This is a genomic window from Mesorhizobium sp. C277A, from assembly GCF_040324395.1.
GTDB lineage: Bacteria > Pseudomonadota > Alphaproteobacteria > Rhizobiales > Rhizobiaceae > Mesorhizobium.
Window position 1 is genome coordinate 1875861 of the sequence record NZ_JAMYVW010000002.1, and the last position, 23220, is coordinate 1899080.

The following is a 23220-nucleotide window of genomic DNA, read 5'->3' on the forward strand; positions in this document are numbered from 1 at the left end:
GCCTCAGCCGCCCTTGACGGCGCCTGCGGTCAGCCCTGCGACGATCTGCCTTTGCGCGAACAGGGTCAGCACCAGCACCGGCAGCGTGACCACAAGTGCTGCGGCGGCGAGCGGACCCCAGCTCACCTGCTCGTAGGAAAGCATGTTGTAGACGGCGACCGGCAGCGTGCGGGTCTCGCGGCTGGCGAGCACAATGCCGAAGACGAAATTGTTCCATGAGAAGATGATCGACAGGATGAAGGCGACGACAATGCCCGGCTTGGCGATGGGCAAGGCGACCAGCCGGAACACTTGCCAGGAACTGGCGCCATCGATGTTGGCCGCTTCTTCCAGCTCCATCGGCGTGGTCTCGAAATAGCCGATCATCACCCAGACCACGATCGGCACCGTCACCACCAGATGGATGATGATCTGCGGCCACAGTGTGCCGAGAATGCCGACCCACTGGAACAGCAGGAACAGCGGAATGAGATAGGAAAGCCCCGGCGTCATGCGGGCGATCATGATGACCACCGCCGAGCGTTCGGCCTTGAGCCGCGCGATGCCATAGCCGGCCGGCACGCCGATCAGCAGCGCCAGCAACGTTGCCGTGCCCGTCACCAGAACCGAATTCCAGAAATAGAGCAGGAAATTGTTCTCCTCGAATACCTTCACATAGTTCGACCAGGCGAGATGTTCCGGGATCAGGATCGGCGGGTATGCACCGTTGTCGATCTCGAACTTCAGCGACAGCGAGACCATCCAGAGGAAGAACAGGATCGCCGGCGAGACGAAGACCAGAGCCGCGAAAAACAGCCCGATCCGGTTGAGCAGCCGTGAACTCATCTATTTGCCCTCCACCCCGATCCATTGGGAGCGCTGGCGCAGCATCAGCAGGATGAAGGACAGCGCGACGATGACGATGAAGAACACCACGGCCATGGCCGAGCCATAGCCGATGTCGTAGTAGGAGAAGGCGGTGTTGTAGAGATAGATGTTGATGGTTTCCGAGGCCGTGCCCGGTCCGCCCTGGGTCATGGCATAGATGATGTCAAAACTTTTCAGCGCATCGATAGTGCGGATGATCATCGCGATCATCAGGAACGGCGCGATCATCGGCAAGGTGAGATAGCGGAATTGCTGCCAGGCGTTGGCGCCATCGATCTCGGCGCTCTCGAAGGGCTCGCGCGGCACGGAGGCCAAGCCGCCCAGCACGATCAGCATCACCAGCGGCGTCCACTGCCAGGTCTCGACCGCAACCAGCGAGGGGATGACCGTTTTGGCGTTGAAAATCCATTCCTGCGCCGGGATTCCGACCAGCGACAGAAGGTAGTTGAGCACGCCGAGCTGGGGATGGAACATCATCGTCCAGACCAGCGCCACGGCGACTGGCGTCGCCATCATCGGCATCACGAAGACGCCGCGCAAAATGCCGCGCAGCGGAAATTTGGCGTCGAAGATCAGCGCGGCGACAGTGCCGAGGAACATCGGCGCCGCGACCGAAAGGGCGGTGTAGGTCAGCGTATGGAAAAGCGATTCCCAGAAGCGTTGGTCGACCGCCAGCCGCAGATAGTTTTCCATCCCGGCAAAGCTTCGCGCCTGGCCGAGGGTCCAGCGGTTGACGCTCATCCACAGTGTGAAGGCCCAGGGAAAGACGATCACGGCGCCGACGACGACGAGCGCCGGGACGACGAAAGGCCAGTAGTTGGGAGCCAGACGGATGGTCTGGCCCCCTTCGATGGCTTGCGTCGTCACCCCGGTGCGTTCTGGGGTGATGACGGACATCAGCCTTGCTCGCTCCGGTCGAGCACCGGCTGGAACTGCTCGGTGGCCTTCTTTAGTTCCTCCGCCGGATCGGCGCCGGCGATCAGATTGGTCAGCGCCACGCCATAGATGTCGCGGAACTCGGTGACCGGAATGATGACCGGCAGCGACAGCCGGCTGACATTGCCCGAGCCGACCACGGCATCGAGCCAACTCGCCGGCATGGTGACGCCTTCGCGCACCTTGGGATCTTCCAGCACCGACTTGCGGAACGGCACGCCGGCACCCGCCTGCAGCAGGCGCGCGCCCATGGCGGGCGAAATCGCCCACTGGCAGAAGAGGTAGGCGGCCTCCTTCTTCTCGCTGGTGGCCGTCACGCCGAGGCCGTCGCCAAAGGTGCCGGCGGCATGCGCCTTGGGCCCCTTGGGCATGACGCCGTAGCCAACCTTGCCGACCACTCGTGACTTTTCCGGATTTTCCATTGGCGGGGCAAAGCCGACGCCATCAAACCACATCCCGATCTTGCCTTGCAGGAAGGCGGACTGGGCTTCGGCCCAGTTGAATCCGGTGACGCCTGGAGGTGCCGACTTGGTCATCAGCCGCTGGTAGAGGCTGGCTGCCTCGACCGCCTCGGGCGAGGTCGTGCGCAGCTTGCCCTTGTCGTCGAGCGGCGTCATGTCGTAGCCGAGCATAAGCGACGTCCACACCGGCGTGTTGGCGTTCTTGAGGCCGCGGGCGACAAATCCATAGGTGTTGGTCGACGGGTCGGTCAGCGCTTCGGCCGCCGCCACCAATTGCTCGAAGGTTTCAGGGTATTTGAGGCCCTTGGCCTCGAACAATTCCTTGTTCCAGTAGACGATCCAGTAGTCGACTGAGAACGGTAGCGAGCGCAGCACGCCCTGGCCGTCCTTGGCAAACAGCATGCCGGCATCGGCGAAATCGGTTTCCACCAGCGCAGGATCGGTCAGGGTCGGGTCAGCGAGATAGCCTGATATGTCGGCCAGCCAGTCGCCCTTTTCGAACTGGCGCTTCTGCACGTGGTAGCCCAGATGCACGACGTCGAAGCTCGGTTTGCCGGAGCTCAGTTCGATCACCGTCTTCTGGCGCTGCTGCTGTTCCGGCGTCGCTTCGGCATTGACCTTGATCCCGGTCAGTTCCTCGAACTCGGCGATGTATTTTATCAGCGTGTCGCTGCGCGGGCTTTTCACCAGATTGACGTCAAGCGTCGTTCCCGCAAAGCGCTTCCAGTCGACGCCGGCGGCAAAGCTTGGGCGAACGCCCGCAAAGCTGGCGGCGGCAAGCGCCGCGGTTCCCTGGAGGAGTTGCCTCCTGGTTGGGTTGAACAGATTGGATGACATTTTCTTCCTCCCGGTGTTGTCGTTGTCGATTGCGCCACAGCGACCGCGGCGCGGCTCATGCTTCCTCAGATTTGCAGCGCCAGCCGGCGCGCCTTTTCGATATGCTGGCTGATGGCCTCGACCGCCTTCCCAGGATCGCGGCTCTGCATCGCATCGATCACCGCCAGGTGCTCGCGCATGACCGGCACGACGCGCCCGTCGATACGGAACCGCTCCTGGTGGATCAGGCGGATCTTCACCGAATTCACCAGATAGGCCTTGGCGATGATCTCGTTGCCCAGCGCATCGATGAACGTGTCGTGCATGGCCCAGTCGATGGTCTGCGCCTTGGCCTCCATCTCCGGCGTCGGGGTTTGCGCCAGCGCCTGGGCAAGCATGTCCTCATGCTCGCGCCGCAAGCGGGCAAGCTCGGCATCGGAGGCGCTTACCGTAAACAGCGCCACCGCTTCACGCTCCATGAACAGGCGGAACTGAAAGGCCTCGCGGATCAGGCTGATGTCGATATGGGCGATCTGCATGCCGCGCTGCGGGATGGTCGTGAGAAGTCCTTCAGCCTCGAGACGCGGCACGATCTCGCGAATGGCGCCGAGCGGCAGTCCGGTGAAGGCAACCAGTTCGCGTTGCGACACGAACTGGCCCGGCAGGAGGTCGCGGGCCAGCAGATGCCGCGTGAAGCTGGCATAGGCCTTCTCCCTGAGGGTGGTCGGTTCGTTGCCGTCTTCCATTTCGGCGCGCTTCCCTTTGCCGGTCAGGCCGGTTCCCTGGCAAACAAGCTGTCATAGGCTGCGGCAAGCTGCTGCTGCCCTTGCAAAGCGATCGGCTCCAGCGGCGGACGGACCGCCAGCCAGCGCTCGTCGCCGGTCTTGCGCGCCACCATCACCTTTACCGCGGGGGTGACCTGATATTTGAGCAATTCGAGCACAAAACTTTCGACGCGAGGATCGTCGCGCCCGTCCTCGGCCATGGCGCGGATTTCGCCCGGGACGAAATTGGCCATGCCCGAGATTGCGCCTTGAGCACCCAGTCTCACCGCACGCGCCAGATGCCTTTCATCGCCGATCAGGATCACCAGATCGCCATGGGCGGCAAGCAGCGCCTCGCTGTAGCTCCAATTTCCACCGGAATCCTTGACCCCGGCGACCACGTCGGGAAAAGCAGTGCGCAACCGGCCGATCAGGCCAAGCGAAAGCTGCACCATGGTAACCGAAGGGATGTTGTAGAGCAGCACGTCACGGGCGAGGGGGCCAAGCGCGGCAAAGACGGCGGAGAACCAGCCGAAAAGGCCATCGTCGCCGACATTCTTGAAGTAGCTCGGCGGGGCCAGCAGAATGTTTCGGGCGCCTCGCTGCAAGGCATGCTGTGCCTGTTCGGCGGCGTCTTCGGCGGCGTCGACCAGCACGCCGGCAACGAGTTGATGCGGCAAGATTCCAGCAGCCAGCATGGCTTCGTTCACCGACCGCCGCTCCGTCGTGCCCACCGATGCGCCTTCCCCTGTGGTGCCGAAAAGCGTCACGCTGCCGCAACCCTGCGCCAGGCAACTGTTGGCCTGAGCGATCATGAGGGCGGTGGCGATCTGCCCTCGGGCATCGAAAGGTGTGGCGAGAGCGGCCGAAAGGCCAAAGCGTGATGTCACCGGAAGGTCTCCGAAGTAGGTGTGTATGCCGCGTTAGCACACTAACATGTTAGTCGTAAATTGGGGTGGTGCGCTTTTTTAACAGCGGAGGGCCTTATCGAGCGGTTCACGGGTTCGAAGCTCATGGCGGATCGAGACCATTGGCGAAACAGCAGGATGGCCCAGTGTTCGGGCGCGGAGCGGCAGCTCCAACCTTGTCCCCATCCCAGTCGATGGCTAAACTCAGCCTTTCCCAGGGGAGGGTTCTGACATGACACTTCAGCTTTCGGCGGATGCTGTCGCTCCTAAGGCGGCGGCGCCTCAAAAGTACCTCTTCGGCCCGGTCGCCGATTTCCTCATGCTGGGCGGCAGCGCCTTTCTCATCCTGCCGGTGCTGTTTCTCGTTCCGCTCGAATATGAAGGTCCGGTGGCCGCAACGATGGTCTTCGTAGCCTATCTCGTGAACTATCCCCACTTCGCCCACTCCTACCAGCTCTTCTACCGCAATTTCGGGCGCAAGGTGACGGGCGACGGCTACGACAGGAGCCTGCAGCTCCGCTACATTTTCGCGGGCGTTGTCGTGCCCCTGGTCATGGCCGGGTTCTTTGCCTATGGCGCCGCGGCGGCGAACACGCGCCTGCTCGGCTATGCCACCAACGCCATGTTCTTTTTTGTCGGTTGGCACTACGTCAAGCAGGGCTACGGCATGCTGATGGTGGATGCGGTGCTGAAGCGCAAATTCTTCGACGACCGCGACAAGAAGGTGCTGCTGGTCAACTCCTATGCCGTGTGGATCCTGGCATGGCTGCAGACGAATACGGCGGTCACCCAGGGCAAATATTATGGCCTGGACTATTACACATTCGCGGCCCCTTCCTGGATTACCGACATCGGCGTGCTGGCGGCCGTTGCGTCGACGGCGGCCACGCTCTTGATGCTGGTCAATCGCTGGCGGAAGAACGGTGGCGGCCTGCCCTATAACGGTTTGGTGGCCTATGTCGCGTCGCTCTATCTCTGGATCCTGATTGCGCGCGTAAACCCGCTTTGGCTGCTGATCGTTCCCGCGCTCCACTCGCTGCAGTATCTCGCCGTGGTCTGGCGCTACCAGACGAACGTCGAGCGAGACAGTTCCGATGCCGAAGGCGATCCGCAGCCGAAAATCCTGTCCTTTCTTGGCCCCCTCTACAGGTTTCGGCTCCTCGGCTTCATCGTCGGCGGCACGGCCCTTGGCTATCTCGGCTTCTGGCTGATCCCATCCGCGCTGACGGCTTTGATTCCCTATGACAGGCAAGTGCTGGGGTCATCGCTGTTCTTCTTCATCGTGCTCATCTTCATCAATGTGCACCATTATTTTCTCGACAATGTGATGTGGCGCCGTGGCAATCCGGAGGTATCGAAGTATCTGTTCCGCTGACTGATGCGCAGACTGTCGAGCCCGGTTTTCGTCAGCTGTCGAGTATGCCATTGCGAGCGTGATCGTCAGTGCAACGGAGAGCCCTGGAATGGCGGAGTGCTTTTCCGAGAGCCGCCTGGAAAAATACCCTGCGGTGGCATCTGTACCGGCGTTGGCGACTATGCCGAGGTTGGCGCCGCCGGCGTGACCCTCGACGCGTGAGTTGCGGCCGACGTGCGGCGGGATCGGCTGGAACGTCACGAAACCAGTGAGACATTGCCGCCGGCATGGCGCTCGATGCGGCCGGCAAGGTCGAGTTCCAGCAGCACCATGGAGACTTGCGCGGCGTTGAGGCCGGTGTGGCGGATGATCTCGTCCACGCCCACCGGCGTTGGGCCCAGCGCCTCGAGCACGCCGCTGCGTTCGTCCTCACCGGGCGGGGGTGTTGCCGAAAAATCGGGTGCCTTTTCTGGCGGCGCAATGCTTCGCGTTCGCGTGCCCGCCAGGGGTGCGATCGCACCGGAAACGTCGGCCGCCTCGGTGACCAGGGTGGCGCCATCCTTGAGCAGCCCGTTGGAGCCGGCGCAGCGCAGATCGAGCGGCGAACCCGGTACGGCAAAGACCAGCCGGCCCATCTCGCCGGCCAGGCGCGCGCTGATCAGCGAGCCGGAGCGTTGCGCAGCTTCGATCACCACCAGTCCGAGGGCGGCGCCCGCGACAAGCCGGTTGCGGCGCGGAAAATCCTGCGCCCGCGGCTGCCAGCCGAACGGCATTTCCGAAATAACGGCGCCGCCACGCTCGGCAATGTCTTCGCACAAGCCGATATTTTCGGGCGGGTAGGGGACATCGAGCCCACCGGCCAGCACGCCGACTGTGCCAGTGGAAAGACTGCCTTGGTGTGCGGCCGTGTCGATGCCGCGCGCCAGGCCGGAAACGATGACGTAGCCGTCGCGGCCAAGATCCGCCGCCAGCATGCGCGCCATCTTGATGCCGGCGAGCGACGCGTTGCGGGCGCCGACGATGGCCACCGCCGGCAGGCGAAAGACGGCTGCCTCGCCCTTCACGGCAATCAGCGGCGGCGGATTGTCCATGTTTTTCAGCATCGGCGGGTAGTCGGCCTCGCCGATGCCGACGAAGCGGGCGCCGTTTTCACTGGCTGCGTCGAGTTCTGCTTCGGCTTCCTCGACGGAAGGAATGCGCATGATCCTTTTGGCTCCGCCCGAAATCATCAGCTCGGGCAGCATCTCCAACGCCGCCTCGGCCGAACCAAAGCGGTTGATCAATTCGCGAAACGAGGCCGGGCCGACATTTTGGGTGCGGATCAGCCGCAGCCAGCTCAGCCGCTGCCGGTCGCTGAGGCGCGGCCCGGCGGCGGGCTTGCTCAACGCTTGGCTCCGATCTTGCCTTCGGTGCCGGCAAGAAGGCGCGAAATGTTGGCGCGGTGTTTGAAGATGACGATCAGGCTCATCACCAGGAACAGCCCGGCGGTCTCAGGTGTGCTCCAGAAATAAAGCGCGATCGGCACGATGACCGCCGCCGTCAGCGCTGCCAGCGAGGAATAGCGAAACAGAAAAGCCATCGCCAGCCAGACGACGATAAAGATCAGCGCCACATGCCAGCCGAGCGCGATCAGCACGCCGAGATAGGTCGCCACGCCCTTGCCGCCCTTGAAACCGAGCCAGATCGGAAACAGGTGGCCGAGGAAGGCGCCAACGCCCGCCCAGAGTCCAAGGCCGGCCCACAATCCGAAGTCGTGTCCAAAATGGCGCGCGATCATCACCGCCGCCGTACCCTTCAACGCGTCGAGCACCAGCGTCGCGGCGGCGAGGCCCTTGTTGCCGGTGCGCAGAACGTTGGTGGCGCCGATATTGCCGGAGCCGATTTTGCGCACATCGCCGAGGCCGGCCGCGCGGGTGATCAAGAGGCCGAAGGGAATCGAGCCGAGGAGATAGCCGAACAGCAATGCCAGGATAACGTTATAACTCATTGTTTGCCCCCGCATTTCCCCAGCAACATATCGGTCTGCGACGTGGCGCGATCGCTCTAGCTCGAAAACACTGTGCGGCCCGCCACCAGCGTTTGCAAGACCATGCCTTGCAGCCGCGCACCTTCGAAGCAGGTGTTTTTCGAGCGCGAGCGGATGCCGCTTTCACTCACGATCCAGGGTTCTTCAAGGTCGATCAGCGCAAGATCGGCCGGCGCTCCCGGCTTCAGCGTGCCGCCCGGCAGGCCGAACAGCCTTGCTGGTGCGGTGGACAGTGTTTCGACCAGCCGAAGTAGCGGCACGTCGCCATTGTGGTAGAGCCGAAGCGCTGCTCCAAGCAGCGTCTCCAACCCGATCGCGCCGGCAGCTGCATCGGCGAAGGGAAGGCGCTTGGTGTCGACATCCTGAGGGTCGTGCGAGGAGACGATGATGTCGATGGTGCCGTCCTTGACCGCCTCGATCATGGCCAGCCGGTCTTCCTCGGCGCGCAAAGGCGGCGTCAGCCGGAAGAAGGTGCGGTATTCCCCGACATCGTTTTCGTTCAGCGACAGATTGTGGATCGCCACGCCCGCCGTGACATTGGCCTGGTCGGCTTTCGCCCGCGTCACCGCTTGCGCTGCCGTCGCCGTCGAGATCTTGGCCGCGTGGTAGGCGCCGCGCGTCAGCCGCGCCAGCGCCAGGTCGCGCTCCAGCGGGATGGACTCGGCCTCGCGCGGAATGCCGGCAAGGCCGAGCCAGCTGGCATACAGGCCTTCATTCATCACGCCTGCCGAAGCGAGGTCGCCATCCTGTGTCTCATGTGCGATGACGCCACCGAAATCGCGGGCATAGGTGAGAGCCCGGCGCATCACCAGTGCGCTGGATATTGTGTGCCGCCCATCGGTGAAGGCGACCGCACCGGCCTCGCGCAACAGGCCGAATTCGGTCATCTCGCGACCGGCGAGGCCTTTGGTGATCGCCGCCGCCGGAAAGATGTTGACGCTTGCCGTGTCCCGGGCGGTGCGCAGCACGAATTCGACCAGCGCGACATTGTCGATCACCGGGTCCGTGTCGGGCATCATAACGACGGAGGTAACGCCGCCGGCCGCCGCCGCAACGCTGGCCGAAGCGATGGTCTCGCGATGTTCGCCGCCCGGTTCGCCGATGAAGACGCGCGCGTCGATCAGGCCGGGAATGATTGCCTTGCCGGCGCAGTCGACCACGGTGGCTCCCGCCGGCAGGCCCTGGTTCAGGGCAGCCTTGCCGGCGGCAACGATCTTTTTCCCCTCGACGATCACGGTGCCGACCTCGTCGATGCCGCGTGACGGGTCGACGATGCGGGCGCGCTCAAAGACCGTCGTGCTCATGCCACCCGGCCCTCGTTGCGGCGCGGGTCGAGCAGCGCTTCCATCACCGCCATGCGCACGGCGACACCCATCTCGACCTGTTCCTGGATGACGCTTTGGGGACCGTCGGCGATTTCGGACGCAATCTCGACGCCGCGGTTCATCGGACCGGGATGCATCACCAGCGCGCCGTCCTTGGCGGCCTTCAGCTTTTCGGCATCGAGGCCGAAATAGCGGAAATATTCGCGTACCGAAGGCACGAAGGCGCCTTCCATCCGCTCACGCTGCAGGCGCAGCATCATCACCACGTCGGCGCCCTTGAGGCCCTCGGCCATCGAGCGCGAGACGATGACGCCCATTTTCTCGATGCCGGTGGGCAGCAGCGTCGACGGCGCCACGACCCGCACCTGCGCGCCAAGCGCGTTCAAGAGCATGATGTTGGAACGCGCGACGCGCGAATGCAGGATGTCGCCGCAGATCGCTACGATCAGTTTCGACAGCGGCCCCTTGGCGCGGCGGATGGTCAGCGCGTCGAGCAGCGCCTGCGTCGGGTGTTCATGCGCGCCGTCGCCGGCATTGACCACCGAGCAGCCGACCTTCTGCGCCAAAAGGGCGGCGGCGCCCGCAGACTGGTGGCGGATGATCAGGATGTCGGGGCGCATGGCGTTCAGAGTCATGGCCGTGTCGATCAGCGTCTCGCCCTTCTTCACCGAAGAGCTCGCCACCGACATGTTCATGACGTCGGCGCCGAGCCGTTTCCCGGCCAGTTCGAACGACGACTGCGTGCGCGTCGAGGCTTCGTAGAAGAGGTTGATCTGGGTGCGGCCGCGCAGCGTCGAGGTCTTCTTTTCGGACTGCCGCGAAATGGCGACGGCGCGATCTGCCCGGTCGAGCAGAAGCTCGATGTCACCGGGGGAAAGATCGCGGATGCCCAGAAGATGGCGGTGAGGATAAAGCGGCAGGGACGAAGCGTCGGTCATCTCAAGGCGCTGCTATAGGGGGGAGAATTCCTTGCCGCAAGCGTCAGCTTGGCATTGCGGCCTTTCTCCCCGGTATTTTCGTCGCGCGCGCCGCCTGCCTTGGGCTATATCTAGCCGATTGCTTCGGATTCGAAGCCTTGTGATGATAAGGCCTTTCTACCGTCAGAAGGCCCTTCTACTTTCAGAAGGATTGGGCGTGACCGACGACGTGACCAACCAGCCGCCGCCGCTGACGGGCGGCAACGCCTGGCGGGGCGATCCGTTGCTGATCCAGCTTGCCGAGCGTTTTTCCGATCCGGTGCGCAAGGACCTCGACGGGCTTGGCCGGTTCGTCCTGACGCAGGAGGCGCAGGAGCTGGCGCGCCTCGCCAATGTCGAGACGCCGAAGCTCCGCACGCATGACCGTCAGGGCCGGCGCATCGACCTCGTCGAATTCCATCCGGCCTATCATGCGCTGATGCGCCGCTCGGTTGCCGGCGGCCTGCATTCCTCGATCTGGGAAAACGGCGATAGCGAGATCGGCCGTCGCCATCAGGTGCGCGCCGCGCGTTTCTACCTGACCGCCGAACTCGAGACCGGGCATCTCTGCCCCATCACCATGACCAGCGCTTCGCTGGCCGCCCTGATGGCCAGCCCAAAGCTGTTTCGCGAATGGGCGCCGCGCGTGACGACGCGCAAATACGACCAGAGTCAGAAGCCGCCGGTCGACAAGACCGGGCTGACGCTCGGCATGGGCATGACCGAAAAGCAGGGCGGCACCGACGTGCGCGCCAACACCACACGGGCCGAACGCGCCGGCAGCGGCTTTTATCGCGTCACCGGCCACAAATGGTTCATGTCGGCGCCGATGTCTGACGCTTTTCTCGTGCTTGGACAGGCGCCGGAAGGGCTTTCCTGTTTTCTCGTCCCGCGCATCCTCGGCGACGGTTCCGGCAACGGCTTCCGCTTTCAGCGGCTGAAGGACAAGCTCGGCAACCGCTCCAACGCCTCATCGGAGGTAGAGTTCGTCAACGCCATCGGCGAGATGGTCGGCGAGCCCGGCGCCGGCATAAAGACGATCATGGACATGGTCACGCTGACCCGGCTCGACTGCGCCGTCGCCTCGTCGGCAATCATGCGAGCGGGGCTGGCTGAGGCCGTGCATCACGCCCGTCATCGCCAGGTGGCCGGCTCGACGCTGATCGAACAGCCGCTGATGCAGCGCGTGCTGGCGGACATGGCGCTCGATGTCGCCGCCGCCACGGCACTCTCGTTCCGACTGGCGCGCTCCTTCGACGAGGCTGCCGGCGACCGCGGCGAGGCTGCCTTTGCCCGCGCCATGACCCCGGTGGTCAAATACTGGGTCTGCAAGATCGCGCCGCCACTGCTCTATGAGGCGATGGAGTGCCTCGGCGGCAATGGCTATGTCGAGGAAGCGCCGCTCGCCCGCTACTACCGCGAAGCCCCGGTCAATGCGATCTGGGAGGGCTCAGGCAATGTCATGGCGCTCGACGTGCTGCGCGTGCTCGGCCGCGCGCCCGGCCTGTTCGAGGAGGTGCTGGCCGGCATCGACCGCGATCTCGGCGCCGGCGGACGCGGAACCATTGGCGTGCTCAAGGCGGCCATGCAGGTCGCCGGCACCGATGAGGGGTCGGCCCGCCTGCTGACCGAACAGCTGGCGCTGTCGGCGGCAGCTGCGGAATTGCGCCGGCTGGGGGCAGGGCGGATTGCGGACGCCTTCGTCGAGACGCGGCTCGCCGGCCAGTGGCGCAACACCTATGGCATGCTCGATTCGCGCCACGATGCGCGCATGATCGTCGACACGCTCTATCCGCCGGTGAATTGAGGGCCTTCCGCCAGGCCTTGAACGAATTTGCCTGCCTGTGGACAGCCGTTAACCTTAACGAATGGTTTCCGTTGCAGCCGCAGGCCGCAGACCCCACTGTCTTTGTCACCAAAGCAGGAATGCCATGCGGCACATTTTGACGTCCTTTCTGGCCTTGCACTGGGCGCTGGTTTTCGCCCTGCTGGCGTTCATCTGTGTCGATGGAAACCGCGGCGTTGCGGGCGCTCTGGGCGTGCTCGGCGTCGTCGTGGAAAACACTCGTCTGGCCGATCTCGACAATGCTGCCGTCGTGGCGCCGCTGGCCATCGCCTTGCTGGTCGTGGCGGTGCTGTTTTGCTGGGTCTTCGTCGAGAGTCTGGTTAACGCCGCAGCGAGCCCGGACGGAGCCGACAGTGTGGCGCGGACCGCCTTCATTCCGGCATCCGCGGTGTTGTCGCTGATCCTGATCGGCGGCGCAGCGCGAGGCATCAACGGCCTGTTTTTGGTTGTCGCCGTGCAATTGGCGGCACTTCTGGCCTCCTATGTCGCCATGCTGGCCGAGCGGAGGTCGGTCTTCGCCGTCATGGTTTCGCGGGAGGCAGAGAGCCGCGCCACCGCCCATGCCATGGCCAAGGGTGCCGCGCACGGCTCCTTGCTGTCGCGCATATCCGGCCGTCCGGACATTGGTCCCAGAGGCGGCTCCAGCGGCAGGGACGCTCACTGATGCGCACGCTGTTTGCATTGTGGGCGACGCCACTTGCCCTATTCTGGGGCTGGTTCTTCCTGTCGCTCAACGACATCAATTTCGGTTACGTCATGCTCAGCCGGCAGCTGCATGATTTCGTGTTTCAGCTCTACGGGCAGATGCTGGGCATCGATCCGGCGATTATTCCGGGCATGGTGGCAAGGGCCTGCATCTTCGACGGCTTCCTGCTGATGGCATTGTGGGCGTTTCGCCGCCGCCGCAACATCATGGCCGGGGTCAGGCGGCAGGCGGGGAATCCGGTTCCGTCCGATCGCGTGGGTCAAGCGACTGGAGCCGGTCCAGAACTCCCTGCAGAATAAAGGCCGCAGCCGCCGAATCGATCTTGCCGGCGCGCTTTCGGCGCGAGAAATCCATCTCGATCAGCGTCCGCTCCGCCGCCACCGTCGACAGCCGCTCGTCCCACAGCACGAAGGGCAGTTCGGTTATGCCTGCCATGTTGCGCACGAAGGCGCGCGACTTCTGGGCGCGGGGACCTTCCGAACCGTCCATGTTGATGGGAAGACCGAGTACAAACGCACCGACATTGTCCTTCTGCAGCTGGGCGAGCAGCGCTGCCGCATCCAGCGAAAACTTTTTGCGCAGGATGACCGCGCGCGGATGGGCGAAGGACAGGCCGCGGTCGGAAACGGCGACACCGATCGTCTGGTCGCCGAGGTCGAGCCCGGCCAGCGTCCTGCCGCCCTCCAGCCGTGCCGGCAGATCCTCGATTGCTATGATGCCCAACGGCTTTCCCCAACCAGTTTTACCGTGACCCAGTCTAACCGTGACCCAGACTTGCCGTCACAAAGAGCGCGACACGTTCTTTTGAACCGCGAGCACACTATGTCACTTTAATTTTGCTGCCGGCGTTCTATCTTCCGGCGCAACCAAAATCGAGGAACACGATCGATGAAATTGACCTGGTACGGACATTCCGCCTTCCGCGTCGAGACATCAGGCGCGACCATCCTGATCGACCCCTATCTCGTCGGCAACCCATCATGGACGAGCGGCTGGGAGGGGCCGGCGGAAGGCGTCACCCATGTGCTTCTGACCCACGGCCACAGTGATCATGTCAGCGGCGCGGTGGAGGTGCTGAAGAAGAGCGGCGCCCAGCTGGTCGCCAATTACGAGATCTGCATGTACCTGGTCGGCAAGGGCGTCGACGGCAAGAAGATCAATCCCGGCAATCATGGCGGCACCGTCGATTGCGGTGCCTTCACCACCACATTCGTGCAGGCACTGCATTCCTCGTCGTTTGGGCTCGATGGCGGCCAGAACGTCTACCTCGGCAATCCCAACGGGCTGGTCCTGCATTTCCCGGAGGACAAGACGCTCTACCATATGGGCGACACCGACATCTTCTCCGATATGGCGCTGATCGAGGAATTGCATGAGCCGAAGATCGGCCTCGTGCCGGTCGGCGACCGCTTCACCATGGGCGGCGCGGTGGCGGCCCTGGCCTGCCGGCGCTTCTTCCACTTCGACACCGTCGTGCCATGCCACTTCGGCACCTTCCCGATCATCGACGCGACGGCGGAGAAGTTCGTGGCCGGCCTCGAAGGATCAGGTGTCGACGTAGCCTTGCCAGCCATCGGCCAAACGATCACACTATAGAGCGATCGTTGAAACGATCCCTTGTCGCAAAGGGGAATTAAACCATGGGTTTGAGAGAGACTCTTTGCGTTTCGATGCTGGTTGCGGCGTCGCCCGCATCCGCCGCCGAGGACTTCATCAAGGGCGTTTACCTCCAGACCCAGGAGCTTTGCGCGCAAGCCAAAAAGGACACGCTGCAGACGCTGATTGACACCGGCAATGTCATCTTGTCGGCGGACGGCCTGCAAAGCGTCGAGTATAATTGCGAGTTCGTCCAGGTCACCAAGGCGACGCGCTCGCCGAGCTGGGCGGTCACTGCAATCTGCCAGGAGCCGGGCTTTCTCTTTCCCGATATACTGTCGATCACGCAGATGAACGCGACCCAAATCGACATCGTCTCGGTGCGCCCGACCGCCGACGAAGGCGAGCAGGCCGGCAATGGCGGCAGCTATTATCTGTGCGAGGGTGTATCGCTGCCCTAGGCTGAAATGCCGCCCTGGCATGAACGGGCTCTATCCCCAAGCACGATCGATGTTGCGCGGCACGCGCCACGCCGCTATAGCGCCATCTGGTTTTCCCAAAGGCTAAAGACATGTCCGTTGATCTGCAAACTGTGAAGCGCGTCGCGCGTCTCGCCCGCATTGCGGTGAGCGAGGAGGATGCCGAGCGCATGACCGGCGAGCTGAACGCCATTCTGGGCTTTGTCGAGCAGCTGAACGAGGTCGATGTCTCCGGCGTCGAACCGATGACATCGGTGACGCCGATGGAGATGAAGAAGCGCCAAGACATCGTCACCGACGGCAACAAGGCTGCCGATATCATCGCCAATGCGCCGGCCACTGACGAGAATTTCTTCCTCGTGCCGAAGGTCGTGGAGTAGGCGGCCGATGGCAATCGAGATCGCGATCGAAACGCCGCTGCAGGACGATGTCCGCGCTTTGGTCGAGGAGCTCAACGCGGCTCTGCTCGAACTGACGCCGCCGGAGCATTGCTACCATCTGACGGTCGAGCAGATGGCTGGCGACGACACCACCGTCTTTATCGCCCGCGACGACGGGCAAGCCATCGGCTGCGGCGCGCTGAAGCGCCATGATGCCCGCGTCGGTGAGGTCAAGCGTATGTACACGCGGCCTTCGCATCGAGGCAGGAAGATCGGCGCCAAGATCGTCGAACATGTCGAAACGCTGGCGCGCAGCGAAGGGCTGAAGCGCCTGGTGCTTGAAACCGGCGACCGCCATCCCGCCGCCTGGACCGTCTACGAACGCGCCGGCTTCTCGCGCTGCGGGCCGGTGCTGGATTATCCCGATTCCGAGTGGTCGGTGTTTTACGAAAAGAGCCTTTGATGAGCGAACTGACCCATCTGACAATTTCGCAGGCGCGCGCCAAGCTGCGCGCCAAGGAGATTTCGGCCGTCGAAATCACCGAGGCCTATCTCGGTGCCATCGAGCGCGCCAATCCGGTCCTCAACGCATATATCGTCGTCACGGGCGACAAGGCGCGCGACATGGCCAAGGCGTCGGATGCCAGACTGGCCAAGGGCGAGGGCGGTGCGCTGGAAGGCATCCCGCTCGGCATCAAGGACCTGTTCGGCACCGAAGGTATCCACACCCAGGCCTGCAGCCATGTGCTGGACGGCTTCAAGCCGCGCTACGAATCGACCGTCACCGCCAATCTGTGGGCAGACGGCGCCGTCATGCTGGGCAAGCTCAACATGGACGAGTTCGCCATGGGCTCGTCCAACGAGACCTCCTATTACGGCCCGGTCGTCAATCCGTGGCGGCGCTCGCGCCTCGACACGGTGGTGATGCCGACCACGCATCAGGGTGATGGCGGTTTCGTTTCGGCCGGCGGCACCAAGACCGCGCGCACGCTGGACAATGCCCAACTGGTGCCCGGCGGCTCCTCGGGCGGCTCGGCTTCGGCCGTCTCGGCTTTCCTGTGCGCCGGCGCCACCGCCACCGACACGGGTGGCTCGATCCGCCAGCCAGCCGCCTTCACCGGCACCGTCGGCATCAAGCCGACCTATGGCCGCTGCTCGCGCTGGGGCATCGTCGCTTTCGCTTCGTCGCTCGACCAGGCCGGCCCGATCGCCCGGGACGTGCTCGATGCCGCGATCATGCTGAAGTCCATGGCCTCGGTCGACCCCAAGGACACCACTTCCGTCGACCGGCCGGTGCCGGATTACGAGGCGGCGATCGGCAAACCGATCAGGGGCATGAAGGTCGGCATTCCCCGGGAATACCGCGTCGACGGCATGCCGGAAGAGATCGAGGCGCTGTGGCAGAAGGGCATTGCCTGGCTCAGGGATGCCGGCGCCGAGATCGTCGACATCTCGCTGCCGCACACCAAATACGCTTTGCCGGCTTATTATATCGTTGCGCCCGCCGAAGCGTCATCCAATCTGGCGCGCTATGACGGCGTCCGCTACGGCCTGCGCGTGCCGGGCCAGGACATTGTCGACATGTACGAAAAGACCCGAGCCGCCGGGTTCGGTCGGGAGGTCAAGCGTCGCATCATGATCGGCACCTATGTGCTGTCGGCAGGCTATTACGATGCCTACTATCTGCAGGCGCAAAAGGTGCGTAATTTGATCAAGCGCGACTTCGAGACGGTTTTTGCCGACGGCGTCGACGTCATCCTGACGCCGGCGACGCCGTCGGCCGCCTTCGGCATCGCTGACGAGGACATGGCCGCCGATCCGGTGAAAATGTACCTCAACGACATTTTCACGGTGACCGTGAACATGGCCGGACTGCCGGGCATTGCCGTGCCTGCCGGCCTCGATGCCAAGGGCCTGCCGCTCGGCCTGCAGCTGATTGGCCGTCCCTTCGACGAGGAAACCCTGTTCCAGACAGCCGCCGTCATCGAGCAGGCGGCGGGAACCTTCCAGCCGGAGAAGTGGTGGTAGCATGCCGCCCCCGTCTCGCATTTCCATCGTCGAGACGGGAAACGAACTGCTGATCACGAACCCGCCACGCACCTCGGATTTCAGGACAGTCTTTGTCCTGATCGGGGCCGCGATCGTCGCCTACACCGGCTACATGGGATTGACGGATATGTCGTCCGCAACGCTCACCAGCGGCACGCTCGGCCTGCTGTCCTTCGTGGCGGTCATTGCCCTCTTCACCTATTTCCTGGGCAAGGATTTCATCTGGCGGGTGTTCGGCAGGGAAACCCTGCGGCTGACCGACACCGCAGCCGTGCGCTCGGTGAGGGGTTCTTTGCGAAATCGGTGGTCACTGCCTTTGAAAGGGCATCTTAGGGTCGAAATCCTCGACCACACCTATCCCACGGACGAAGTGGAACTGTCGGAAGTCATCAGCTTGACCAACGCGAACGGCGTCCTTGTTTTCGGCAGGGAGTTAAGCCGCCTCGAAGCGGAAGCGGTAGCGAGTGCGGTCGAGCACTTCACCGGCCGTCACAATTTGAGCTGGAGATAGGCAGGCAATGTTCTTCTATCTCTCCAAGATCTTCTGGTTCTTCGTCCAACCACTCAACCTGGCGATCTTCCTGCTGCTTGCCGGCTTGCTCGCGGCGCTGATCGGCCGCCGGCGATTGGCGGCGACGGGCAGTGTGTTCGCCTTCCTGATTCTGGCGCTGTCGGCCTGGACGTCGCTTGGCGCCATGATGCTCAATCCGCTCGAAGAGCGCTTCCCAAAGCCGCCGCTGCCGCGGAAGGTCGACGGCATTGTCGTGCTCGGCGGCGGCTTCGAGGGCGCCATCAACTTGGCGCGCGGCGGCTATGAGCTGAATTCCGGCGGCGACCGCATGGTCGAGGCGGCGATCCTTGCCCGGCGCTTTCCCGAGGCGAAAGTGGTTATCTCGGGCGGCACCGGTGAACTGTTCATCGATGGCGAGGGGGATGCGGCCACCGCGCCGCGGCTGCTCGGTGCGCTTGGCGTCGACGCCGATCGCCTGATGCTCGAGAGCAAATCCCGCAACACCTATGAGAATGCCGTCTTCACCAAGGAACTGGTAACGCCGAAATCGGGCGAAACCTGGCTGCTGGTGACCTCCGCCTTCCACATGCCGCGCGCCAAGGCGCTGTTCGACAAGGCCGGCTTTCACACGGTCCCGTGGCCGGTCGACTATCGCACCTCGGGCAAGGAAGGCTTTGGCCTGTTTCGCGACAACGCACCCGATTCGCTGCAGACCACGACCATGGCGATCCGCGAGTGGATCGGGCTCGCCGCCTATTGGCTGTCGGGCCGGATCGACCAGCTTTTCCCCGGCCCGGGCGGCTGACCGATCACGGCTTGCCTTGCGGCGGAAAAGAACTGACGCCGCACCAGCACTGCCAGTAGCAGCAGCGTCGACAGCACGAACACGATCGGGTCGACGAACCAGCCGAGATAGCCGATCGAGAAGAACACCGCGCGCAGGCCTGAATTGAAATGCTTGCCGGCCAGCATGTTCATGCGCGCCGCGCGCCACACCGCCGTTTCGCTGACCGGGTTGCGTGACGCCTCGCCATAGGGGATCGGCACCGCGCCGATCAGGATCGTGCAGTAGTTGAAGAGACGGTAGGCCCAGCCGAACTTGAAGAAGGCGAAGGCCAGGATCAGGACCAGGCCAAAGACCTTGATCTGAAAGGCGGAGCGCGATGAGGTCGCGTTCAACGGCAGGTCGTTCAGCACGGCAAGGACCTGATCCGAGGCGCCAAGCAGCGCGAAACAGCCACCGAGCGCAATCAGCGAACTGGAGGCGAAAAAGGCGGTGCCTTGCTGCAGGCCGCTCATGATGGCGGTGTCGACGATGCGGATTTCGCGCTCGGCCATGGTGCGCATCCAGGCCTCGCGCTGCACGTTCATGGCCATCGTCAACGACACCCGGCTGACCAGTCTGCCGTCGGACGCCAGCGTATGCAGCAACCATGCAAGCAGGAAAAAAGCCAGCGCCGCCAGATCAGCCGTCGACAGATGGAAGGAATCGCCCATGCCCCCTTTTACCACAGGCAAAGCGGTCAGTTCGATGCTCCAAAGCATGTCGCCCAGAAGTGAGCTGCGGTTCTGGGACAACCACATGCATTAAAACAAGAACTTAAAGCGCGTCGCATGAACCCGTTTCAGCGCGACGCGCTTTCAGCCGGGGATGTCGCTGCCGGAGCAAACAAGGTCGGCAGGTGCAGCGCCGCAATCCGCAAAACAGCACAAACATCATGGAAAGTCCTATATGTAGGTCTTGATCCCATTCCCGGAGACGGCGCAGCGTGTTTCTTTCGGTTTTCGACTTGTTCAAGATCGGCATCGGACCGTCGAGTTCGCACACGATGGGACCGATGACGGCGGCGCAGCGGTTTCTCGACGAGATCGCCGGCGATGACTGGCCGCGCCCGGCCGGCGTCAAGGTCGATCGCATTGGCGCCAGCCTGCACGGCTCGCTCGCCTATACCGGTATCGGCCATGGCTCGGATCGCGCCGTTGTCCTCGGCCTTGCCGGCCTGACACCGCAGACGGTCGATCCCGATCAGGCCGAGGGCATCGCCACGCGCGTCGCAGCCGAGAAGCGGATATCGCCCCGCGGCCATCCCTCCTATCGCTTCGACCCGGCGACGGATCTGGTGCTCGACCGCAAGACGCCGCTCACCGGCCACGCCAACGGCATGGCCTTCTACGCTTACGATGCCGGCGACCGGCTGCTGCTCAAGCGCATCTACTATTCCATCGGCGGCGGCTTCGTGGTGTCCGAGGAAGAGCTGCAGCGGATGAAGGTGAAGGGCTCGGTGACCACAGAAGGCAAGAAGGTGCCCTATCCCTTCAAGAATGCCGTCGAGATGCTGAAGATGGCAGGCAAAAGCGGCCTGTCTATCGCCGACATGAAGCGCATCAATGAAGAGACGCATATGTCGCGCGAGGAGCTCGACAGTGGCCTTGATGCGATCTGGGGCGCCATGAAGGGCTGCATCGACCGCGGCCTGTCGCAGGATGGCATCATGCCGGGCGGGCTGAAAGTGCGCCGTCGTGCCCGCATGCTGCACGACAAGCTGCAGGAGCAATGGCAGCAGAACAAGCCCAACCCTTTGCTGGCCAATGACTGGCTGTCGATCTACGCCATGGCGGTGAACGAAGAGAACGCCGCCGGTGGACGCGTCGTCACCGCGCCGACCAATGGCGCGGCCGGCACATTGCCGGCGGTGCTGCGTTACTGGCTGCATTTCCACCCCGAGGCCGACCAGCCGAGCATCCGCGACTTCCTGCTCACGGCGGCCGCCGTCGGCGGCATCATCAAGACCAATGCCTCGATCTCCGGCGCCGAGGTCGGCTGCCAGGGCGAGGTCGGTTCGGCCTCGGCGATGGCTGCCGCGGGTCTCTGCGCCGTGATGGGCGGCACGCCCGAGCAGGTCGAGAACGCCGCCGAAATCGCGCTCGAACATCATCTCGGCATGACTTGCGATCCGGTCGGCGGTCTGGTTCAAGTGCCTTGCATCGAGCGCAACGCGCTCGGCGCCGTCAAGGCGGTCACCGCCGCCTCTCTGGCGATCAAAGGCGACGGCGTCCATTTCGTGCCGCTCGACGCCGCGATCGAAACAATGCGCCAGACGGGCCTCGACATGAACGAGAAGTACAAGGAAACCAGCCTTGGTGGGCTCGCCGTCAATGTCGTGGAATGCTGACCGCGCAACGCCACTGGCACTGTGGAGAAGTCGGGCAGGGCCGTTGACGCAATCGCGCGCCGGACTAAACCTTAAGCGATGGCACTCAATCTCCTAAAACTGTGCGTCGGTTGCGACAGCGTCGAGGACCTCGAAGAATGGATCGCCTTCCGCCTCGATGAGCGCCGCCGCGCCGGCGAACCCGCCGAGCACTGGCACACAACCCGCATGGTGCCGACGCGCGGCGCCGAGGTCACCGATGGCGGTTCGCTTTATTGGGTGATCAAGGGCAGCGTGCAATGCCGCCAGCTGATCACTGATATCAGGCCCTTCACCGACGACGAAGGCATCGGCCGTTGCCGCCTGATGCTCGACCTCGACGTCGTGCGCACCGACTGGCAGCCGCGCCGCGCCTTCCAGGGCTGGCGTTATCTCAAACCTTCGGATGCGCCCGCCGATATCGGCAAGGGCAAGGCCGGAATGGTCGAGATGCCGCCGAAACTGAAGCGCGAGCTCGCCGATCTGGGCTTGCTGTAGAGCCAAGGGCGCGGCCGCTTCTCCCAGAGCGTCGAGCGCTGGCCCTTCATCTTGTCCAAGGCTGGACTTGCAAGGGGGCCGACAACGCCACATCTTGCTTCTTATGAGCGACAAGAAGCAGCGTGTGCCCGCAAGGGCCGATCCTGCGCCGGTCAAGCCTCAATCCAATGCCGGCGAGATCGACGCCTTTATCCGTCAGGCCCGGACGCTTGTCGCGACCGGCACGGGCCGGCTGATCCTTGCCCTCGACGCAACGATGAGCCGCCAGCCGACCTGGGATCTCGCCATCAAGCTGCAGGGCGAAATGTTCGACGCCGTTGGCAAGGCCGGCACCCTCAGTGTCCAATTGGCCTATTTTCGCGGGTTGGGCGAGTGCCGCTCGTCGGCTTTTGTCGCCGACACCAATGCCCTGAAGCAGCTGATGACGCGGATCGACTGCCGTGCCGGCCACACCCAGATCGGCAAGGTGCTGGCGCATGCGCTGAAGGAAACGGCGGCGGCCAAGGTCAACGCTCTGGTCTATATCGGCGACGCCATGGAAGAGGATATCGACGACCTGGCGCAGAGGGCCGGCAGCCTCGGTCTGCACGGCGTTCCCGTCTTCGTCTTCCAGGAAGGCCATGATCCCGGCGCAGAAAAGGCGTTCAAGGAGATTGCGCGGCTGTCCAAAGGGGCTTGGTTCCGATTTGATCGGCGGGCTGCCGCGACCTTGGCCGGGCTGCTTTCAGCGGTCGCCGTCTATGCGACGGGTGGATTGAAGGCGCTCGAGGCAAGGGACAGGCCGGGAGACCGGCTGCTGATCGAGCATCTCAGGGGCGGCGGGAATTGATGGGCGCTATCATTGCACTTGTTGCACTGTTTCTGGTGCTGCTCGGCGCGGCGACGATCTTTGTCCGCGCCGATGCGCAAAAACTGGCAAGCGGCATGCGCACGCTCGGGCCGGTGCTTCTGGCGCTGGTCGGGCTCGCCGTGCTGGTGGTCGGGCGCGAAGGCATTGCCGGCCTCATTCTGGCCGCGGCCCTTGCCTGGTACGGTTCGGTGCGAATGAAGCAGCCGTCGGTCGGGCCGGCGCCCGGCAAGCGCTCGACGGTGCGGACCGCCGCACTGGAAATGGAGCTTGATCACGATACGGGCGGGCTTGAAGGCCTGGTTCTGGCCGGCCGCCATGAAGGCAAGATGCTGGGCGCGATGGGCCTGGCCGAGCTGCAGCAGCTTTACCGCGAACTCCCCGGCGACCCGGAGAGCCGCCAGCTCCTAGAGACGTATCTTGACGGCCGTTTTCCCGTCTGGCGCAAAGACGCTGAGGCGAACGGTGGCGAAGGGTTGGGTGTTGCGCCAGGTGCGGGCGCCATGACTAAGGAGGAGGCCTACAAGATCCTTGGTCTTGAAGCGGGGGCCGCCGCGGCGGATGTCCGCAAGGCGCACCGCCGCCTGATGCAGCGCCTGCACCCCGACATCGGCGGCACGTCTTTCCTGGCGGCGCGGATCAACGAAGCCAAGGACGTCTTGCTCTCCAATCACAACTAGTCTCCTTCGACGCAGTAAATTTCC

The 23220-nt window shown here is 63.7% G+C and carries 26 protein-coding genes; 15 read left to right on the forward strand and 11 right to left on the reverse strand.

Annotated elements, in window-relative coordinates; translation table 11 throughout:
* Positions 1-3 precede the first annotated feature (3 nt).
* From NKK52_RS09385 to NKK52_RS09405, 5 genes are all read right to left on the reverse strand, one after another.
* Positions 4-825, reverse strand: a complete 822-nt coding sequence (locus NKK52_RS09385) for a carbohydrate ABC transporter permease (RefSeq protein WP_023684659.1) — start codon at positions 823-825, stop codon at positions 4-6.
* On the reverse strand, positions 826-1764 hold the full coding sequence (locus NKK52_RS09390) for a carbohydrate ABC transporter permease (RefSeq protein ID WP_023684660.1): 939 nt from the start codon (positions 1762-1764) through the stop codon (positions 826-828).
* Positions 1764-3101, reverse strand: coding sequence for an ABC transporter substrate-binding protein (locus NKK52_RS09395; protein ID WP_023684661.1), 1338 nt, complete (start codon positions 3099-3101; stop codon positions 1764-1766). The genes NKK52_RS09390 and NKK52_RS09395 overlap by 1 nt, the downstream gene beginning before the upstream one ends.
* 65 nt (positions 3102-3166) lie before the next feature.
* Complete coding sequence (locus tag NKK52_RS09400; protein WP_023684662.1) at positions 3167-3826, reverse strand: GntR family transcriptional regulator; 660 nt, start codon at positions 3824-3826, stop codon at positions 3167-3169.
* 23 nt (positions 3827-3849) lie between these two features.
* On the reverse strand, positions 3850-4734 hold the full coding sequence (locus tag NKK52_RS09405; RefSeq protein WP_023684663.1) for a dihydrodipicolinate synthase family protein: 885 nt from the start codon (positions 4732-4734) through the stop codon (positions 3850-3852).
* A 250-nt stretch (positions 4735-4984) separates the two neighbouring features.
* On the opposite strand from NKK52_RS09405, the gene NKK52_RS09410 reads away from it, so the two are divergent.
* Positions 4985-6127, forward strand: a complete 1143-nt coding sequence (locus NKK52_RS09410) for a hypothetical protein (protein ID WP_023684664.1) — start codon at positions 4985-4987, stop codon at positions 6125-6127.
* Positions 6128-6363: 236 nt separating this feature from the next.
* Here the strand turns inward: NKK52_RS09410 and dprA are convergent, their stop codons facing one another.
* The 4 genes from dprA to NKK52_RS09430 are packed head-to-tail and all read right to left on the reverse strand — an operon-like array spanning position 6364 to position 10395.
* Positions 6364-7491, reverse strand: coding sequence for a DNA-processing protein DprA (gene dprA / locus NKK52_RS09415; protein ID WP_023684665.1), 1128 nt, complete (start codon positions 7489-7491; stop codon positions 6364-6366).
* Positions 7488-8093, reverse strand: a complete 606-nt coding sequence (plsY, locus tag NKK52_RS09420) for a glycerol-3-phosphate 1-O-acyltransferase PlsY (protein ID WP_023684666.1) — start codon at positions 8091-8093, stop codon at positions 7488-7490. Before plsY ends, dprA begins: the two co-directional genes overlap by 4 nt.
* Before the next feature lie 56 nt (positions 8094-8149).
* A complete protein-coding gene (locus NKK52_RS09425) occupies positions 8150-9436 on the reverse strand; it encodes a dihydroorotase (protein ID WP_023684667.1) in 1287 nt (428 codons plus the stop codon).
* A complete protein-coding gene (locus tag NKK52_RS09430) occupies positions 9433-10395 on the reverse strand; it encodes an aspartate carbamoyltransferase catalytic subunit (protein ID WP_023684668.1) in 963 nt (320 codons plus the stop codon). Before NKK52_RS09430 ends, NKK52_RS09425 begins: the two co-directional genes overlap by 4 nt.
* Positions 10396-10591: 196 nt before the next feature.
* Here NKK52_RS09430 and NKK52_RS09435 point away from each other — a divergent pair, with 196 nt between their 5' ends.
* The 3 genes from NKK52_RS09435 (at position 10592) to NKK52_RS09445 (ending at position 13264) form a co-directional block, all read left to right on the forward strand.
* Positions 10592-12220, forward strand: a complete 1629-nt coding sequence (locus NKK52_RS09435) for a DNA alkylation response protein (RefSeq protein ID WP_023684669.1) — start codon at positions 10592-10594, stop codon at positions 12218-12220.
* A gap of 124 nt (positions 12221-12344) precedes the next feature.
* The gene (locus tag NKK52_RS09440; protein WP_023684670.1) at positions 12345-12923 is read left to right on the forward strand and encodes a hypothetical protein; all 579 of its coding nucleotides are present in this window, start codon (positions 12345-12347) and stop codon (positions 12921-12923) included.
* Complete coding sequence (locus tag NKK52_RS09445) at positions 12923-13264, forward strand: DUF6105 family protein (protein WP_023684671.1); 342 nt, start codon at positions 12923-12925, stop codon at positions 13262-13264. Before NKK52_RS09440 ends, NKK52_RS09445 begins: the two co-directional genes overlap by 1 nt.
* Here NKK52_RS09445 and ruvX read toward each other — a convergent pair.
* A complete protein-coding gene (gene ruvX / locus NKK52_RS09450) occupies positions 13182-13688 on the reverse strand; it encodes a Holliday junction resolvase RuvX (protein ID WP_023684672.1) in 507 nt (168 codons plus the stop codon). The two genes, NKK52_RS09445 and ruvX, sit on opposite strands and share 83 nt — an antisense overlap.
* 165 nt (positions 13689-13853) lie before the next feature.
* On the opposite strand from ruvX, the gene NKK52_RS09455 reads away from it, so the two are divergent.
* From NKK52_RS09455 to NKK52_RS09485, 7 genes are all read left to right on the forward strand, one after another.
* Positions 13854-14561 carry a metal-dependent hydrolase gene (locus tag NKK52_RS09455; RefSeq protein WP_023684673.1) on the forward strand — a complete coding sequence of 236 codons (708 nt, stop codon included), beginning with the start codon at positions 13854-13856 and terminating at the stop codon, positions 14559-14561.
* Between the two features lie 44 nt (positions 14562-14605).
* Complete coding sequence (locus NKK52_RS09460) at positions 14606-15022, forward strand: hypothetical protein (protein WP_023670998.1); 417 nt, start codon at positions 14606-14608, stop codon at positions 15020-15022.
* 110 nt (positions 15023-15132) lie between these two features.
* Entirely contained in the window at positions 15133-15420 is a 288-nt protein-coding gene (gene gatC / locus NKK52_RS09465) for an Asp-tRNA(Asn)/Glu-tRNA(Gln) amidotransferase subunit GatC (protein ID WP_023684674.1), read from the forward strand.
* 7 nt (positions 15421-15427) lie between these two features.
* Positions 15428-15883: a GNAT family N-acetyltransferase gene (locus NKK52_RS09470; RefSeq protein WP_023671000.1), complete on the forward strand. Its 456-nt coding sequence runs from the start codon at positions 15428-15430 to the stop codon at positions 15881-15883.
* Positions 15883-17448, forward strand: coding sequence for an amidase (locus NKK52_RS09475; protein WP_023684675.1), 1566 nt, complete (start codon positions 15883-15885; stop codon positions 17446-17448). The genes NKK52_RS09470 and NKK52_RS09475 overlap by 1 nt, the downstream gene beginning before the upstream one ends.
* A gap of 1 nt (position 17449) precedes the next feature.
* Positions 17450-17980, forward strand: coding sequence for a hypothetical protein (locus tag NKK52_RS09480; protein WP_023684676.1), 531 nt, complete (start codon positions 17450-17452; stop codon positions 17978-17980).
* A gap of 7 nt (positions 17981-17987) precedes the next feature.
* Positions 17988-18785 carry a YdcF family protein gene (locus NKK52_RS09485; RefSeq protein ID WP_023684677.1) on the forward strand — a complete coding sequence of 266 codons (798 nt, stop codon included), beginning with the start codon at positions 17988-17990 and terminating at the stop codon, positions 18783-18785.
* Here NKK52_RS09485 and NKK52_RS09490 read toward each other — a convergent pair.
* Complete coding sequence (locus NKK52_RS09490) at positions 18734-19477, reverse strand: DUF599 domain-containing protein (protein WP_023671004.1); 744 nt, start codon at positions 19475-19477, stop codon at positions 18734-18736. The two genes, NKK52_RS09485 and NKK52_RS09490, sit on opposite strands and share 52 nt — an antisense overlap.
* A 272-nt stretch (positions 19478-19749) precedes the next feature.
* Here NKK52_RS09490 and NKK52_RS09495 point away from each other — a divergent pair, with 272 nt between their 5' ends.
* The 4 genes from NKK52_RS09495 to NKK52_RS09510 all read left to right on the forward strand — a co-directional run bounded on the left by NKK52_RS09495 (position 19750) and on the right by NKK52_RS09510 (position 23196).
* Entirely contained in the window at positions 19750-21153 is a 1404-nt protein-coding gene (locus NKK52_RS09495) for an L-serine ammonia-lyase (protein WP_023684678.1), read from the forward strand.
* Between the two features lie 78 nt (positions 21154-21231).
* Positions 21232-21669: a DUF1489 family protein gene (locus NKK52_RS09500; RefSeq protein WP_023671006.1), complete on the forward strand. Its 438-nt coding sequence runs from the start codon at positions 21232-21234 to the stop codon at positions 21667-21669.
* A 103-nt stretch (positions 21670-21772) separates the two neighbouring features.
* Complete coding sequence (locus NKK52_RS09505) at positions 21773-22498, forward strand: hypothetical protein (protein WP_023684679.1); 726 nt, start codon at positions 21773-21775, stop codon at positions 22496-22498.
* Positions 22498-23196 carry a DnaJ domain-containing protein gene (locus NKK52_RS09510; protein ID WP_023671008.1) on the forward strand — a complete coding sequence of 233 codons (699 nt, stop codon included), beginning with the start codon at positions 22498-22500 and terminating at the stop codon, positions 23194-23196. Before NKK52_RS09505 ends, NKK52_RS09510 begins: the two co-directional genes overlap by 1 nt.
* Positions 23197-23220 lie beyond the last annotated feature (24 nt).

Excerpts from the sequence above, each read along its gene's own strand:
- NKK52_RS09440 (WP_023684670.1), top strand. The coding sequence starts at position 12,345 with ATGCGGCACATTTTGACGTCCTTTCTGGCCTTGCACTGGGCGCTGGTT.
- NKK52_RS09445 (WP_023684671.1), top strand. The coding sequence starts at position 12,923 with ATGCGCACGCTGTTTGCATTGTGGGCGACGCCACTTGCCCTATTCTGG.
- plsY (WP_023684666.1), bottom strand. The coding sequence starts at position 8,093 with ATGAGTTATAACGTTATCCTGGCATTGCTGTTCGGCTATCTCCTCGGC.
- NKK52_RS09475 (WP_023684675.1), top strand. The coding sequence starts at position 15,883 with ATGAGCGAACTGACCCATCTGACAATTTCGCAGGCGCGCGCCAAGCTG.
- NKK52_RS09385 (WP_023684659.1), bottom strand. The coding sequence starts at position 825 with ATGAGTTCACGGCTGCTCAACCGGATCGGGCTGTTTTTCGCGGCTCTG.
- NKK52_RS09470 (WP_023671000.1), top strand. The coding sequence starts at position 15,428 with ATGGCAATCGAGATCGCGATCGAAACGCCGCTGCAGGACGATGTCCGC.
- NKK52_RS09400 (WP_023684662.1), bottom strand. The coding sequence starts at position 3,826 with ATGGAAGACGGCAACGAACCGACCACCCTCAGGGAGAAGGCCTATGCC.
- NKK52_RS09500 (WP_023671006.1), top strand. The coding sequence starts at position 21,232 with ATGGCACTCAATCTCCTAAAACTGTGCGTCGGTTGCGACAGCGTCGAG.
- NKK52_RS09460 (WP_023670998.1), top strand. The coding sequence starts at position 14,606 with ATGGGTTTGAGAGAGACTCTTTGCGTTTCGATGCTGGTTGCGGCGTCG.
- NKK52_RS09490 (WP_023671004.1), bottom strand. The coding sequence starts at position 19,477 with ATGGGCGATTCCTTCCATCTGTCGACGGCTGATCTGGCGGCGCTGGCT.
- NKK52_RS09425 (WP_023684667.1), bottom strand. The coding sequence starts at position 9,436 with ATGAGCACGACGGTCTTTGAGCGCGCCCGCATCGTCGACCCGTCACGC.
- NKK52_RS09410 (WP_023684664.1), top strand. The coding sequence starts at position 4,985 with ATGACACTTCAGCTTTCGGCGGATGCTGTCGCTCCTAAGGCGGCGGCG.
- NKK52_RS09390 (WP_023684660.1), bottom strand. The coding sequence starts at position 1,764 with ATGTCCGTCATCACCCCAGAACGCACCGGGGTGACGACGCAAGCCATC.
- NKK52_RS09485 (WP_023684677.1), top strand. The coding sequence starts at position 17,988 with ATGTTCTTCTATCTCTCCAAGATCTTCTGGTTCTTCGTCCAACCACTC.
- NKK52_RS09480 (WP_023684676.1), top strand. The coding sequence starts at position 17,450 with ATGCCGCCCCCGTCTCGCATTTCCATCGTCGAGACGGGAAACGAACTG.
- NKK52_RS09510 (WP_023671008.1), top strand. The coding sequence starts at position 22,498 with ATGGGCGCTATCATTGCACTTGTTGCACTGTTTCTGGTGCTGCTCGGC.
- NKK52_RS09430 (WP_023684668.1), bottom strand. The coding sequence starts at position 10,395 with ATGACCGACGCTTCGTCCCTGCCGCTTTATCCTCACCGCCATCTTCTG.
- NKK52_RS09505 (WP_023684679.1), top strand. The coding sequence starts at position 21,773 with ATGAGCGACAAGAAGCAGCGTGTGCCCGCAAGGGCCGATCCTGCGCCG.
- NKK52_RS09395 (WP_023684661.1), bottom strand. The coding sequence starts at position 3,101 with ATGTCATCCAATCTGTTCAACCCAACCAGGAGGCAACTCCTCCAGGGA.
- NKK52_RS09455 (WP_023684673.1), top strand. The coding sequence starts at position 13,854 with ATGAAATTGACCTGGTACGGACATTCCGCCTTCCGCGTCGAGACATCA.
- gatC (WP_023684674.1), top strand. The coding sequence starts at position 15,133 with ATGTCCGTTGATCTGCAAACTGTGAAGCGCGTCGCGCGTCTCGCCCGC.